The sequence below is a fragment of the uncultured Methanobrevibacter sp. genome, from assembly GCF_900314695.1.
Lineage (GTDB): Archaea > Methanobacteriota > Methanobacteria > Methanobacteriales > Methanobacteriaceae > Methanocatella.
Genome location: NZ_OMWD01000007.1, coordinates 32,807 through 48,574 on the forward strand (window position 1 = coordinate 32,807; position 15,768 = coordinate 48,574).

Consider the following 15,768-nt stretch of genomic DNA (forward strand, 5'->3'; position numbering starts at 1 on the left):
AAATTATGGATAATGGGGGAAGTTCTACTAATATCGGCAAGTATGTTGATAAGTTCTTTGACATGCTGGTTTTATACGATGATAATCTGGTATTTAAGGACGGTACAAAAAGCAATCATGACTATAAAGGCCTTCTAAAAGCAGCAATTGATGTATTTTTAAACCATCAATCCAACTATACTGCTTATGAGGTCTATCAAACTTTTTTCATGATGTATCAAATCACTCCTGAAGACAAAAGTGAAATCGATGAAAAAAGCCCTGACGTTTTGATTAGTGAACCCAATTATCTTCTTGATTTGGTAGACATAATGAGAAAGTATGAGGAAAATACTGGTGAATTGATAAACTGGCAAAGGGACCATTTCATCCACTCAGTCAATGTTTTCATATTGGGTTTAGCAGTATATGCTCAAAATCAATCTTACAGAGCCATATTTCAAAATTATATTCTTAAAAATAAGCATTATAAAAAATATTATCGGATTGATGGCAATTTTTCTCATGAGGAATTCCTATATCGATGGGGTGTAGCAGCGCTGTTTCATGATATAGGCTATCCATTTGAAATAATAGGAAAACAGCTGGATAAGTTAATCGAAGATGGGATAAAAAACATTTCCCATAGCTATGACAATGTCAAGATGGGTCTTGATTTTAGGGATTTCGATGAATTTAATGTAATTGCCAAGCTGGATCCGTTTGATTATGCAGACCAATACCGTGAAAGATATTCAGATTCTAAAGTTCTAGACTTATTTAAGCCTACAGATATTATGGCTCATAAGCTCAAATTGGACTTTGGATTTGACAATGAAGTATATAAAAAGTTAATCAAACATCTCAACGGTTTTCCCAGATTCATGACTGAAAGGGATTTTGTTGACCATGGATTTTTCTCAGCTATCTTGGTTTTGAATTCCTATGGAAAACTGATACAGAAATATGCAAAAAAGGATAAGGATTTCTTTTTCTATCCTATTGTAGATAGTGCTACTGCAATCCTGCTTCATAATTATTACAGTAATGCCCTACAAAAGCCACCCTTTAATTTTGGCAAGCTAAGGCCTAAACAGTCTCCAATTTCTTATTTGTTAATTTTATGCGATGAGCTTCAGGAATGGAACAGACAGCCATATGGCGTTTTGGATGTAAAGGAAAACCATGTAAACGATTTGGATGTTGTCATTGATGATGAATACATGAAGGTTATCTATATTTTAAATAATGGGCCTATGGGTTTTGGATTTTCCAAAAAGAAGGATGATGTGATTGATAATGTCTTGGAGATTCAGGATATTTTCCTTGGTAAATTATCCATCAGAACAAAAATTGAATTGGATAATGTTATAAGGGACATTTCCATTGCTGAAATTCAAACTCCCAATATTTTACTAAGAAATGTTGAAAAATTGGCCAGGCAAATCAATGATGAGTACAATGAGGAATTGAAAGCCAAACTGGATGAAGCCATTAAAAAAGGTGATGAAAAGGAAATTGAAGAATATAAAGAAAAATGTTCATATTTATGTGATTTTGAAGATTTAAGTGCCGATTATAAAATTTCCAATATTCGTCAGGCAAAATCAATTCCAAAGAAATTGAGCATGATAGGATGCGAAATTGCACACATTGATGATGAAAGGGACGAAATCACCAAATTTGATGAAAAGGAGATTGAGGATTTGGCGATATTTGAGCATGTTGACTGGTGCAGGGAAAGAAAAGGTACCGGATGGTCTTATGGTGATGTAAAAAATCCTGAAGAGCGCAGAACACCTTATCTTGTCTCATGGGAAAAGCTTCCTGATGATATAAAGGATATGGATCGAAAAGCAACTGAAAATATTCCAAATCTTTTAAATTCAATTGGTCTGAAAGTCGTTAGAAATAAAATCAGATTGCTTACCTTTAAAATGCATCAGTTTTATGAAACAGGCAGTTTGGATGATAAGTCAGATGGTGAAAAAAGATTTAAGGAATTGCCGAAGCATGTTCAGTATTCCAATTATAAGCAAGCCGATTATCTGGTTAAAATTTTAAAGGAAAAAGGATTTGAATTGGTTTCTCTAAATGATTCAAGGGATAAAATTCATAGATTTGATGAAGAGGATATTGAATATTTCGCCAAAAGGGAACATGAAGGGTGGTTAAAACTTAAACTTAATTTAGGTTATGCACATCTTCCGATTGACGAATCAGATATTCAAAAAATAGAAGAAGGTATTCGAGAGTCCCATAATCCAAATCTTGTTTCCTGGAAAGACCTTGATATAAATGTTAAAAAGGCAAATAAGGATACTTTCATCAATCTTCCGAAATTATGTGAAGACCCGAATGTAGCTTTAAAAATTGTCAGAAGGCAGTAATTAGTTGGGAAATAATAATTATTTTTCATTATGAAAAATTTTTGTTCTTTTGATGCTTTATTACTAAACCTTTAAATACTATTAAGTTAATATAATTTATTAATAGTTATGAAAACGGACATATTGTTTTTTATTTCATAGCATTTTTATTATTATTGAATTTTCATGATTATAGGAGGAGTTATTAATGGCAAGATTTGAAGAAGCAGAAAATAGAATGTTTAATGTAAAAATCTGCTTAAAATGTAATGCTCGTAACCCTGCTGCTGCAACTACTTGCAGAAAATGTGGTTACAAAGGTTTAAGATTCAAAGCTAAAGAACCGAGAGGATAGATTCATTCTCTTTTACTTTTTTTTTATTATTTTTTTAAAACAATTAATTTAATATATTATTTTTTATAAAACTTATTTTAGGTATTCTTATGAAAGACGTTGAAAATTACATTAGAGATATATTAAAAACAAGGAAAATACATTTCACTTTAATTGATCCTGATGAACAGACACCGGAGGAAGCTTTAGAAATTGCTACAGCTGCAATAGAAGGTGGTACTGATGGAATTATGATTGGAGGGTCTACTGTTAATGGTGATGACGTCGACAATACCTGTAAGATATTGTCTGAAAACATTGCAGTTCCAATTATTATTTTCCCGGGCAATACCAGTAGTGTAAGTAAATACGCAGATGCAATATTCTATATGAGTTATGTAAACTCAACCAATCCTTACTGGATTAATGGTGCTCAGGCATTAGCAGCACCTGCCGTTAAAGCATCAGGAATGGAAATATTGTCCATGGCATATATGGTCGCAGAACCTGGTGGAACCGTTGGATGGGTCGGGGATGCAAAATTGGTACCTAGAAATAAGCCAAAAATACCTGCAGTCTATGCAATGTCTGCAGAGATGTTTGGAATGAAATTCTTTTATATTGAAGCTGGATCAGGTGCATCAGAACCAATTCCTCCTGAAATGGTTGCATACACTAAAAAAGCCACTGAAAACATGATTGTGGTTGTTGGTGGTGGAATTCGTGATGCCAAAGCAGCATATACTGCAGCTAAAGCTGGCGGAGACATCATTGTAACAGGTACTGTTGTAGAAGATACAGATAATGTTTTAGCTAAAATTCAAGAATTAACTGGGGCTATCAAAAAAGCTTCAATGGAGTAGTTTTCAGCTGCTCTTACCATACTTTTTTATTTATTTATTAACATAAGATATATTATGTTAAATTCACTATATGAAAAAGCCATCGCTAAAAGAGGATTTATACAAGATATTGAGTCAGACAATAATTTGGATGCTCAACTTGAAGTAAACTGGTTTTCAAGAGAATTCAGTGAGAGTTCTGATGATTTTTCCATCGCTGCGGGAGATGGGAGCTTCAACAAAAAGAAGTTTTTAAAAAGCAACTTCTGTGCTGTAGGTGCCGAATCCATAATTTACGATGGTGAAATAAAAAAAATCGATGATGCTGATATTTTGGAAGTAAATCATATCTCTTTTTTGGATGAGCTTTTAAGCAGTTATATGTCAATATTGGAACTTAAATGTGCGTCTAGGGCTATCAAGGAATATGATGTAGATTATTACTTATTCGATGGATCCATTTTAGGAGATTTGGAAAATGCATATCCAAGAGGTGCTGAACTTCCATCCAAAATCAGAGATAACTTGGATGAAACCATTTTGAATGAATTTAAGAGAAGATTGGAAATAACACCATTTGGATTCGTATTTCCTCAAATTAAAGAAAGAATATTGGCTGATGTAAGTGTAAATGAGGAATTTGAGCAAAAGGAAGATTTTGACCTTCATTTGTCTTCAATCGAGAAAATAATATTGTTAAAAGAAATTTTGGAAAACAAGAAAAAAATCATTTCAATATCCAAAACATCTTCAGACAATGATTTGTTTGGATGGAACATTCCGGACATTTCAATTTTAGATAATTTGACAGATAAAAAGCAGGGAATATCAAGAATTGAGTATAGGCGAGTCTATAAGAATGCATCTTTCCAGTATTTCAATGATTTTTTCAAACAATTGAAATTTACGGTATTTTATGTAAGGCTTCAGGACAATAAAAATGTATTGAAAGTTGAATTGCCTTACAAAGCATCGATAAGTGAAGTTGTAGATGTTGTAGAGAAGATAAATGTATTGTCAGTTCAAGGTTATCCTTATTTGCTGAGTAAGGCACATAATGATGTAGTCATTACTGACAGGAATATTAAAGAATTATTAAAACTTGCTAAAATTTATGAAACAACAAACAGGGAAATGTTATAGGTGGTTTAGATGGTAGTTGGAATTTGTGTTGGCGAAACATCACTTTCAGAAGTTACTTTCATTTCAGATAAGATGCCGAAAGTTGGAGAATATGTGACTATTGAATACGATGGAAAAAAAGTATTGGGAATGATTGAAAATCTAATTAGAGGTAATGATGCTTTAAATGTTGATATCAACGATTTCAAAGCCATTCGAAAGATTTCACAAATAGGTGCTGAGGATAACTATATTCGAGGTAAAGTAAAGATTCTTGGAGATGTCAATGATAATCTGAAATTGCCGAGAACCCCTGTGCTTCCTGGAACTGAAATAAAGCTGGCTGACAGGGATACTTTAAATGAAATATTCAAGGTTAACAATCCCATTAAATTAGGATGTCTTGTAAATCAGAGTGATGTGGACGTTAATGTTGAAGCAAACCCAATTTTGTCAAGACACCTTGCAATTTTAGCAATGACTGGAGCTGGAAAATCAAATACTGTATCTGTTTTAATAAATGAAATGTTAAGTTATTTTGTTCCGGTATTCGTATTTGATATGCATGGTGAGTATGTTGGAGCCAATTTCCCAAATGGTGAAGTTAATGTTATTAAACCTAAAATAAATCCTGTTTACATGTCTTTTCATGAGATAAAAAGATTGGTTAACATTCCGAGTAATGGTTATATTCAGGAAAGACATTTCAGAAGAGCATTTAAGACAGCTAAGGAAATGGTTCGCAGTGGAACAGCACATACAAATAACTTTTTACAAATTATTTATGATATTCTATTAAGCGATTCTCAAGAAGAGGGCTCAGACAAGCAAATTGTTGATGTAATGAATAAGATTGACGATTCGATGGATAAGTATGCCAATATCTTTGACAATAACATTGGAAATATATTGACAAACATTAAAATAGGTCATGTTAATGTTTTGGACTTAAGCCAGTCTGACGAATCAATTGCAAATGTATTGGTAAGTCATATTATGAGAAATGCTTTGCAAATGAGAAAAAATGCAGTTCATGGAAAAGATGAAAGAGCATTGGATTTTCCAGTATTTTTCATATTGGAGGAGGCACATATATTGGCTCCTAATAAACGTGATTCAGATTCAAAACGTTGGATTCAAAGGGTTGCTAGAGAAGGACGTAAATTCGGATTGGGATTATGTTTGGTAAGTCAGTCTCCAAAAACAGTTGACCATGATGCATTGTCCCAAATGAATAATATGATTATTTTGAGGCTTGTTGAACCTGAAGACCAAAGGCATGTTCAGTCTGCAAGTGAAAGTTTATCACAGGATTTGGTTAATCAGCTTCCATCCTTAAATGTTGGTGAAGCTGTTGTTTTAGGTTTGATGAGCAAAGTACCAACTCTTGTCAAAATTGATGAATTTAAAGGTCGTCTTCATGGGGATGACATGGATATTGTTTCCTATTTTGCTGATATCAGGCAGAAAGAACAAGAAGAAATTGAAGAGTTGGAAAAAGAAAGCATGGAAATGGGTTATAATTATTAATCCTATTTCTTTTTTTTAATTTTAATATTAATTTTTCCTTATAATATTGTATGGACTTATTTAGAAACTTATTTATATTAAATTGCTTATATAATTACTTAAAATTAAATATTGGAATTTATTATTTGTTTAAAAGCAATTTTACATATTAATAGCAATTTTTCAATATTAAATCAATAATGGGTACAATCATGTTTCAATGGAAAGATTTCAAAACGGTCGGCGATGAATTGATGGCTAATTCGCAGGGAGCATATATAAGATGTGCTACAAGCAGATATTATTATTCTATTTTCGGTTCAACAAGAGAATATTTAATCGATATTATGAATAAACATCAATTTTGTAACGGAAAAGATATTCATAAAAGAGTATCTGACGAGTTAATTAAGTCTAATGATCCAAATGAGGTAAATTTGGCTGAATGTTTAAAATTTTTAAGGGAAGTTAGAAACCGTGCTGATTATGATAGATTAAATGAATGTAATACTTTTTTTAAAAATAATTCTGATAAGTTTGTTGATACAACAAATGATGCATTTAATTCATTAAATGTGTTAATGAATAATCCGCCATATAATTTTTGAGGTGTTATTGTGGATGATTTGGATTTCGTTAAAAAATTAGAAAGTAATGCGGAGTTATTCAACAGAGAATATGATAAATTGGGAGAATTTTATAATGTTCGTCATTATGAAAAAATTCATGATTACTTTGTTAAACATAAGGGCCTTATTGTATTATTAAATAAACTTAAATCTAGGTTATCTGAAGATTTTCCTACTGGTAAATTTGATTTAGTGCATTATACTGATTATGAATATTCAGATTGGTCTTATATTTTGTTATATATTAAAGTTGATGATTATACATTTAATAATGGGGTTATGGAAGATATAAAAAAGATTACTTTTGATTTTATTCCATTAAGACGTAAATTAGGTGTAATGTCTGATTTGTCTTTAAGGCCTGCATTATATGATTGCTAATCAAATTTAAGTCATTTATTTTCATTTTCTTTTTAAATTTTAAATTCATTTTACTTTTCAACTGCTCTCTTTCCAAACTATTAAATATACTATATGATAAAATATTATTCAATTAAATACTTTGATTTAAGTGTTTAAATTGGTTATATACAATTGACAAAAAAAGGTAATATAATGAAATTTGCACATTTAGCAGACACTCATTTAGGTTATCGTCAATTTGGTTTAATTGAACGTGAAAAAGACTTTTATGAAGTGTTTGAAAAGGTTATAGATAAAATAATTGAAGAAAAAGTGGATTTTGTAATCCATAGTGGTGATCTATTTGAAACCGCAAGACCGTCCCCTATTGCACTTTTAACCTTCCAGAAAGGATTGCTTAAATTAAAAGGTGCTGGAATTCCTATGTATGCAATAGCAGGTAATCATGATATTGTAATGCGTAATGATTCAATCCCGCCTCAAGTAATCTTTAAAAAGTTGGGTTTAAAAGTAATCAGTCCTATTAATACTACTTATATGCATGGTGATATTTTTATAGCGGGCTTACCATTTTATCCGTCTTCTCAAGTTAAGAATTTAAAGTCTAAATTAGCTGATTTATCTAAAAAGGCTGCAAAACATGAAAAATCAATTCTTGTATTGCACCAAGGCATTGATAAATACTTTGGACAAAATTATGAACTTGAAATCGGAGATTTGCCTGATAATTTTAATTATTATGCTTTGGGACACATTCACAATTATATCAATGATAATTTTGGAAATGGAAAATTGGTCTATCCGGGTTCTAGCGAAATATGGAAAACTAATGAATTAAAGGACTATAAGGAAAACGGAAAAGGTTTTGTTATAGTTGACTTTGATGGTCCAAAACCTCTTGTCAAAAGGGTTAAAGTTGATATTTCCCGTACATTCATTGAAAGGTCACTTGATTACAATGAACTTGAAAGTGGAATTGCCGGTTTAAAAGAAACAATTGTCGGCTTTGATAAAAAACCGATTTTAGATTTGAAAATTAACAATGTCGAATCAGATACCAACAGAGTTTATGAACTGATTAAGGAAGAGCTTGGTGATTTGTCTTTAATGATAAGACCTACATTCAGCATGCTTGGTGAAGATGACATTGATGTTATAATCAATCAAAAGGATTCTTTAGGTCCTTTGGAAATTCTAAAAGAGCAATTGGATGCTTATGGTGATGAATCTGTTACCCGATTGGGACTTGACGTTTATACTTTCCTATCAAAGGATAAGATTGATGAAGCTGATGAAATATTAAATCACTTCTTCGATGATTATTATCATAAAGACGAAGATGAAGAAACTGAAACTGAAGAAGAGGGAGAAGCAGAATCAGCTGATGAAAAGGATATTCAAGTTACATTTAAGGAGGTTCTAGAATGATTTTCACAAAATTAAAACTGGTTAATTTCAAATCCCATGAAAATACTATTATTGACTTTGAAAAAGGGATTAGTGTTATTGTGGGTGAAAATGGTGCTGGAAAATCCACAATTTTAGAAGCGATTAGTTTTGCTTTATTCAAACAGCATACTGCTAAAAAAATCGATGATTTGGTAAGAAATAATGCAGATTCAATGACTGTTGAATTGGAATTCAATTCCAATAATCGTGAATATAAGATAGTTCGTAATAAAAAATCAATGTTAAAATCCTCCATTTACAAAAAAACCTCCAATGATGGTGGTTTTGTTCATATCTGTACTGGAGATAAGGAAGTTGCAAATGAAATTCTCCAGATATTGGACATTGATTCTGATTTGTTCCTCAATGCAATTTACATAAGACAAGGTGAAATTGCAGAGCTTGTTGATAAAACATCTGCTGAGAAAAAAGAGCTGATTGCTAAATTGCTTGGAATTGATTCCTTGGAAAAAGCCTGGAAAAATTTATTGCCATTCATCAGCGGATATGAAAATCAGTTGGCAGAACTTAAAGGGAAACTATTCAATTCTGATGAGTTGAAAGATGAATATTCTAAGAAAAAAGCAGAATTGGAATCTCTTAAGGATAGGGGTCATGAACTTGAAGAACAAATAGAAGATGTAACTGCCTCCCTGAAGGATATTTCTGAAAGTAAAAGAAATATGGAAAGAGAAAAAGAAATTTATGATACTCAGGTTAATAATCTTGAAAATGAACAAAAAACTTTGGCCAAATTAGAAAATGATAAACATGTTGTTCAGGAGAATCTGGATAAAATCAGTGAAGCTGAAGAAAAAATTACCAGATTAGACAAGTATGTTTCAAAATTGGAAGTGTATCTTGACTTTGAAAAGTCAGTTACCAGCATTCAAAGATTGAAAAAAGATGAGGAAGAAATCAATAATAAATTAGATTCAATATCCAATCAGAAAGCTATTGTTAATGATAAAAAAGAGGAATATAATAAGTTTTTAGCATCCGATGAAGAAATTAACAAATTGAATAATCAAAAACTCAATCTTGAAAAGCAATTGGCTACAGCCGCTAAAATGGAAAAGGATAAAAAAGAATTGCTATTGCACATTGAGAATGAAAGAAATGATATTGAAGACTTTTTCTCAAGAACAAAAGATAAATTGGCTGATTTCGGATTATCACAAGATACCTTGGCAGAGGTTGAACATTTTAATCAAATTGAAGAAGTCACTAATGATTATATTGTTGAAGTTGCAGAAAGCATTGAAAAATTATCCGGTGATATCCTTTCTAAAAAGGAAAGTCTTGTAGAATTTAAGCAAAATATTAAAGCTGCTCAAAAACCGTTAGAAGAGTTAAATGAAGTTAATAATAAATGTCCGGTTTGTCAATCAGACATCAGTTCAGATCAGAAGAAGGATTTAATCGAAAGTTATGAATCAACAATCAGTGAAAATGAGAAATTAATTTCTGAAACTGAAGAGGATGTTCGTTTATTTAATCAGAATAAGGAAAGCTTTGAAGATAAACAAACCAAACTTCAGGAGTTATCTAAAAATATTGTCGAGTATAAACAGAAGTTTGTTCATTTGGAAGATGATGTTGTTAAACTAAATGAAATAGATGAAAATCTTGAGTCAAAAGAATACATCAGTAATAAATTAGGAGAACTTATACTTGTTATTGCTCGTGAAAGAGATGCTAAAGAAAGTTATAAGGAGTCTTATGATGCATATGTTCAAGCTAAAGGTGCTTTGGATGTTTTAGGTAGTGAAACTGAATCTCAATATAAATTAAATCAAATTAAAAATGAGATTGACAATCACGTTACTAATATTAAATTAGCCATTAATCAGGACCCTCATCTAAGCGGAGACATCAGTCCTGGTGAACTTCAGGATAGAATAGCTGATTTAAAACAGAAAAATGAAGAATTTAATCAACTTAAGGGTTTTGTTCAAAATAAAAAATCCCTATTGTCTCAACATGATTCTATTAAGGAGGATATTGGCGTATCTAAAAATCAGATTGACATCATTCAAAATAAAATTGCCGCCTCTCTGTATGATAAGGAGAAATATGAACAAATCATTTATCGCTCAGAGTTATATGAAAGACGTCAAAATACATTTAATTCAGAACTTTCTGAAATTAAAGGCAGAGCCCGTGAATCAATAACTTACATTAAAGAGTTAAATGAGAAAATAATAATGGCTGACAAGTTTAAAAGGGAATATGATAATTTGGAAAGTTATATTTCCATGTTGAAAAACATTAGGGAATTATATGGTAAAAATGGTGTTCAAAAAGATTTAAGGAATATTTCCAGACCGTTAATTCAAAAATACACCAAAGAATTCTTTAATGAGTTTAACTTCAATTACTCTGATTTAACTTTGGATGATGAGTATAATGTAACAGTCTATGGTCCTGAAGGTGAATCTTCAATGAGCATGGTTAGTGGTGGTGAAAAAATAGCTATTGCCCTAGCTTTAAGACTTGGTATCACTCAAGCAATTTCCAAAGGAGATTTGGATACAATATTATTGGATGAGCCTACAATTCATTTGGACAGTTCCAGAAGACATGAATTAATTAATTTATTAAAGGACATGTCTTTATTGCCTCAAATGATTATTGTAACTCATGAAAGTCAGCTTGAAAATGCAGCTGATAACATAATTAAAGTTGAAAAAGAAAATGGTATTTCAAAAGTTATGATGTAATATCATTACTTTTTTTTTATTTTTTTTTACATGGTTTCGCAAGCGTTTTTGATGGAATCAACAATACAATTCGCATTCCATCCGACAATGGTTGCTGCTTTTTCTTCAAGTGTTTCGGGAACTTCTTCAAGTCCGTATGGTCTTACTAATATTATTGGAATGTCATAGCTTTCACTTGCCTTTAAAAGACTTTCAAAAAGTTCCTTATTGTCTTTATATAATCCTGCTAATAAAATTATTCTATCAATTTTTTTGTAGAATTCTTCACCTGCGAGGGAAAAATCACCTGATATGGATTCCTTCCATAAAAAATCCACTTTTGAAAATAGCTTTTCTGTAAATTGCCCATATTCGTTGTTTCTATCTATGCCGTTACTTATGATGAGGTTGTAAATTTTATCGTCTTTTTCATCTTCAAACATTTTATCACCTTGCTTTTATTTTAACTGTTATTGTATAAAATAATTTGTTTTACAAAATATTTATTAGTTTTAAAGTAGTATAATTGTATAGAACTAGTTATATAAGGAAATTTTTATGAAAGCTGCTGTTATTGGATTGGGTGTAGAAGGAAAAAAAGCAGTTACTTCCCTTTTAAATCATGGATGGGAAGTTTATGCTACTGATTTAAACATTAATGTCGATTTGTCCGGTTTAAATTTACCACGTTTATCTATGAACATGTTGGATAGTGAACAGACAGTTTCTATTGTTGGTGATAATTTAACTGTTGATTTGGGATTTACAAATTCATATGCTATTGAACAATGTGATGCAATAGCTATTAGTCCCAGCATGTTTGGCGGAGCATTTGCACAGCGTTTGCTTGAAGATTGCGATTTGTTAAGTGATGTTTTACAAAAGCACAAGGATATATTTACTATAGGCATTACGGGGACCAATGGAAAAACCACAACCGTTCATATGTTGAGAAATATTTTAGAAAATGCCGGAAAGAAAGTTTTGGTCGGTGGAAATGGTGGCGGAGGATTTTCAGGTTATTATGACTTGATGCTTGAAGCCAGTGAAGGCGATTATGACATATTGCTTGTTGAAGTATGCGACATGACATTGGACTTTTGCAATTATTCATTTGATTTTGATTTCGTAGGCCTTACCAATATTGGCAATGATCATATGGATGTTCATAAAACCATTGCAAACTATAAGAATTCATTAGTTAGATTTTTTGAAGGAAAAACAATATTTACTGCATTTAATCAAGATTTTAATAGTGATTTTAAGGAATCTGCAAGTAAACACATTCCTTATTTTGAATATCAGGATGAATTGCAGGTTTTTGGTAAATTCAACTTACTTAATGCAGGATTGGCCACTGCAATTTCAAAAGAATTAAAGATACCTAAAGATATTATTCGAGACACTCTTTTTGACTTTAAAGCAGTTCAAGGAAGATTGGACGTTTATAAAATTAATGATGCATCTGTTTATGTAGGAAAAACTGATAATTCTGATGCTTTAGCTTCAATATTGGCTGAAAAAGATTTTTATGCGATATTTATTGGTACTCCAAGACATAATGAAGAGCATAGGCTTGATATACTGGATGTTGCTGTTAAATATAATCCGGAAGTTATCGTATTGTTCCCAGGTCTTGATGATACTTTAGATTTGGCAATTTATAGATTAAACTCATTGAGATATGAAGGAAACATCATCACTGTAAATTCTCTTGATGAAATAATTGAACTTGTTGCCGAGTATTCTCATGAAGATGCTATACTGATTGGTGGTAATGGTCAAGATGTTATTATTGATATTCAAGAAAGGATTAAACTAATTTCTGAAAAATTGTCATGAAAAACATAATCTTTTTATATAATGTTAAAAAGATATAGTTATGTTATTTAATTTATGGTGTATTATAATGAGTAAAAGTTGGAGAAGTAAATCAATCACAATATTTTTAGTATTGTTTTCAGTTAGTATTCTTTTATTTGCTTTCACATTTGTAAATAGTACTCCTTACACTGGTCAATCCATTGCCGAAACTTATAATTTAACTGTTGGGCAATCCGTATTTAATGGAGATTCAATTGTGGGTGAGAATGAAACTATTCAGCTCCCGTTATTATCCAATCTTGGTTTCATCGGTCATCAGCTTTTGGCTTTTGATTTGCATGGGATTTTGATGTCGGTTTCAACTGGTGTGGTTCCTTTTGATTTTACAACTGTGTCAAGTGAAGGAATTGATTCTTATGGAAATGCAGTTGGTATAGATGGACCGGGATATTTGACTTTTGAAGGAGATAAATTGGCAGTTAAAGGACCAGATAACTATGTATGGGGATATAGTGCACCATCTAAAGTTTTAACAAAGACATCTTCTGGTGTTAATCTTGTTGAAGATGGAAAACTTATTAAATCTATTCCTGCTAATGAAATTAAAAATTTAAATTTCTCCAGTCAGTATTTCAATAATGATACTATTGTAAGTTGGTATAATTATGATGCTCAGGAAGGAGACAATTTTACTATTGATAAAGGTATGGTAGGATTTTCCGACGGTAGGAATAACATTAATGCTTCTGATGTTCCGCGTATTTTCGGACAGGATGTTGTAGATTATGCGGCTGAATACCCAACAGGTTCACCGATTTTATTATATTCTGGTAACTATACAGAACAACAAGGTGGACAAGGTTCAACTTCATTTGATTCACACCCTGAATATGGTGATTCAATTAGGGAAATTAATGCGAATCAGTTTGTAGAAGCATGGAACGGAACTGTAATCCCACCAAATTCCACAAGTAGTGGTAAAGATTATGTATATTTCGAATCAGCAAGTGATGCTTCAGCTCCTGGTGGAAGTGCAGCACACGGTGTATGTCCTCCTGCAAGAGCATTAAGGGATGCAGCATTGGCTGAAGGATTTGAAATGCCTGTAGGTTTGACTTCTGATGAAAGTGCTGTGCTGTTCGGTTATAACCCTGCAAGCGGTGTTACTGTAACAAACAACCATAACTATCCAGTCAAAATTTTAATGTGGACTGAAGGTGAAGGAGTCGGTATGGGTATTTACTGTCAAATTGTAAGATATATTCCTGAGAAATAAATATATCTTCTTTTTTTTTATTTTATGTCAATTTCAACTATTATTACTGCAGCGGGAAAAAATTCTCGGATGCGAAAAGATCAAATTTCTCGAAATCTCGTTTTGAAAAATAAACTTATTTTACCATTTAACAATAAAACGGTTTTGGAGACAACTATTGACAATGCATTATCTGCAAATACTGATGAATGTATTGTGGTACTTGGTCATTATGCTAGTGAAATAATGGATGCTATTTCTGATAATTATGATGGTTCTGTCAAATTTGTTAAAAATAACCCTGTTGATGTAGGTTTATCAACATCTTTATTTAATGGTTTATCTAATTCGAATTCTGATTATGCTCTATGCATAACTGGAGACCAGCCAACTGTTTCTACTGAAACGTTCAATAGGATGATTGAAACGATTCAAAATTCTGAAAATCCTGAAAAAACAATTTCTATTTTAAGAAGAAGAAAAACAGGTTTGCTTGGCACTGCAGAAGGATTAGGAATGCCGTTTGTAGCTCACAGAAAAAATTTAATGGGCTATCTGGAAAATGAAGATGATAACTTAAATCCAATTCTTAGAAAAATTTTTGCTGACGGTTATGTGTTTTATGGAATAAAAGAAAAAAATGAAAAAGAATTATTAAATATTAATCATTATGAAGATTATTTAAACCTTTTAGATTGAATCTAAGCCGGAAATAACTTCATCTATTTTTGCTGCACTGATTCCAACAGTCATTTCATTATCTTTAATGTCTGCTGCTTTTCTAGAACCGTCACAACCTAATGTAAAGTTAATTCCATCTGTAATGTATGGGTTTGCAAATGCATCTCCACATAATGATTGAATGCCTGCAAATGATGGAGTAATTTTTTCTCCAGTCTTATAAACGATACTTTGGGCAAGTTTCATTCCGCCAACAGGTTCTGTTATGATTTCAATTACGTCAGCTTCAAAATCAGCTTCGTCCAATGGAGCGTAAACAATTCCCCAATGTTCGTCTTCAACAATTGAAAGTTGACTGGTGAGTTTTTTAGCAGTTTCTAAATCTTGGAATCTTCCTAATGAGAAGTATTTTTCACCATTTGCCAATTTTGGAGGCATATCTCTAAGGCCTATTGCTCCTGCTCCTCCTAAACACATCTGTTCCTCAAGAGTGGAGTAAAATTTATTTCCTAAAGATGCTTTTCTAACCATTTCACAGTGTCTTACCTTTTCATCAATTAAATCATAACCGTCAGGAAGGTCGTCCTCTGTTTTGATTAATTTCATTGCTACTGGTTTGGCATCTAGTTTAATTTTGCTTTCAATTGCTTCACAGTATTTTTGATTTTTCTCTAAATTTGTCATAGTAATAACCTCATTTAAATATTATG

14 protein-coding genes are annotated in these 15,768 nt (G+C 31.7%); 12 read left to right on the plus strand and 2 right to left on the minus strand.

Annotated elements, in window-relative coordinates; all coding sequences use genetic code 11:
* The first annotated feature begins 5 nt into the window (after nt 1-5).
* The 9 genes from QZN45_RS03050 to QZN45_RS03090 all read left to right on the plus strand — a co-directional run bounded on the left by QZN45_RS03050 (nt 6) and on the right by QZN45_RS03090 (nt 11,319).
* Nucleotides 6-2,369, plus strand: a complete 2,364-nt coding sequence (locus tag QZN45_RS03050) for a RyR domain-containing protein (protein WP_296811031.1) — start codon at nt 6-8, stop codon at nt 2,367-2,369.
* Between the two features lie 187 nt (nt 2,370-2,556).
* A complete protein-coding gene (locus QZN45_RS03055; RefSeq protein WP_292608188.1) occupies nt 2,557-2,703 on the plus strand; it encodes a 50S ribosomal protein L40e in 147 nt (48 codons plus the stop codon).
* Between the two features lie 89 nt (nt 2,704-2,792).
* Complete coding sequence (locus tag QZN45_RS03060) at nt 2,793-3,545, plus strand: geranylgeranylglyceryl/heptaprenylglyceryl phosphate synthase (protein ID WP_296811034.1); 753 nt, start codon at nt 2,793-2,795, stop codon at nt 3,543-3,545.
* 54 nt (nt 3,546-3,599) lie between these two features.
* Nucleotides 3,600-4,667 carry a DNA double-strand break repair nuclease NurA gene (locus QZN45_RS03065; RefSeq protein WP_296811036.1) on the plus strand — a complete coding sequence of 356 codons (1,068 nt, stop codon included), beginning with the start codon at nt 3,600-3,602 and terminating at the stop codon, nt 4,665-4,667.
* Between the two features lie 9 nt (nt 4,668-4,676).
* On the plus strand, nt 4,677-6,176 hold the full coding sequence (locus QZN45_RS03070; RefSeq protein ID WP_292608198.1) for an ATP-binding protein: 1,500 nt from the start codon (nt 4,677-4,679) through the stop codon (nt 6,174-6,176).
* A 191-nt stretch (nt 6,177-6,367) separates the two neighbouring features.
* The gene (locus QZN45_RS03075) at nt 6,368-6,763 is read left to right on the plus strand and encodes a hypothetical protein (protein ID WP_296811040.1); all 396 of its coding nucleotides are present in this window, start codon (nt 6,368-6,370) and stop codon (nt 6,761-6,763) included.
* Nucleotides 6,764-6,772: 9 nt separating this feature from the next.
* Nucleotides 6,773-7,165 carry a hypothetical protein gene (locus QZN45_RS03080; RefSeq protein WP_296811043.1) on the plus strand — a complete coding sequence of 131 codons (393 nt, stop codon included), beginning with the start codon at nt 6,773-6,775 and terminating at the stop codon, nt 7,163-7,165.
* Between the two features lie 174 nt (nt 7,166-7,339).
* Entirely contained in the window at nt 7,340-8,575 is a 1,236-nt protein-coding gene (locus QZN45_RS03085; protein ID WP_292607109.1) for a DNA repair exonuclease, read from the plus strand.
* A complete protein-coding gene (locus tag QZN45_RS03090; protein WP_296811047.1) occupies nt 8,572-11,319 on the plus strand; it encodes an AAA family ATPase in 2,748 nt (915 codons plus the stop codon). Before QZN45_RS03085 ends, QZN45_RS03090 begins: the two co-directional genes overlap by 4 nt.
* A gap of 26 nt (nt 11,320-11,345) precedes the next feature.
* On the opposite strand, the gene QZN45_RS03095 is transcribed toward QZN45_RS03090, so the two are convergent.
* Nucleotides 11,346-11,741 carry a nuclease gene (locus QZN45_RS03095; protein ID WP_292607114.1) on the minus strand — a complete coding sequence of 132 codons (396 nt, stop codon included), beginning with the start codon at nt 11,739-11,741 and terminating at the stop codon, nt 11,346-11,348.
* Between the two features lie 115 nt (nt 11,742-11,856).
* Between QZN45_RS03095 and QZN45_RS03100 the strand changes: the two genes are divergently transcribed.
* The 3 genes from QZN45_RS03100 (at nt 11,857) to QZN45_RS03110 (ending at nt 15,076) form a co-directional block, all read left to right on the plus strand.
* Nucleotides 11,857-13,140, plus strand: coding sequence for a Mur ligase family protein (locus tag QZN45_RS03100; RefSeq protein WP_296811051.1), 1,284 nt, complete (start codon nt 11,857-11,859; stop codon nt 13,138-13,140).
* A gap of 67 nt (nt 13,141-13,207) precedes the next feature.
* On the plus strand, nt 13,208-14,398 hold the full coding sequence (locus tag QZN45_RS03105) for a hypothetical protein (protein ID WP_296811053.1): 1,191 nt from the start codon (nt 13,208-13,210) through the stop codon (nt 14,396-14,398).
* Between the two features lie 24 nt (nt 14,399-14,422).
* Nucleotides 14,423-15,076: an NTP transferase domain-containing protein gene (locus tag QZN45_RS03110; RefSeq protein ID WP_296811055.1), complete on the plus strand. Its 654-nt coding sequence runs from the start codon at nt 14,423-14,425 to the stop codon at nt 15,074-15,076.
* Here QZN45_RS03110 and QZN45_RS03115 read toward each other — a convergent pair.
* A complete protein-coding gene (locus tag QZN45_RS03115; RefSeq protein WP_296811058.1) occupies nt 15,068-15,742 on the minus strand; it encodes a DUF169 domain-containing protein in 675 nt (224 codons plus the stop codon). The genes QZN45_RS03110 and QZN45_RS03115 overlap by 9 nt on opposite strands.
* Nucleotides 15,743-15,768 lie beyond the last annotated feature (26 nt).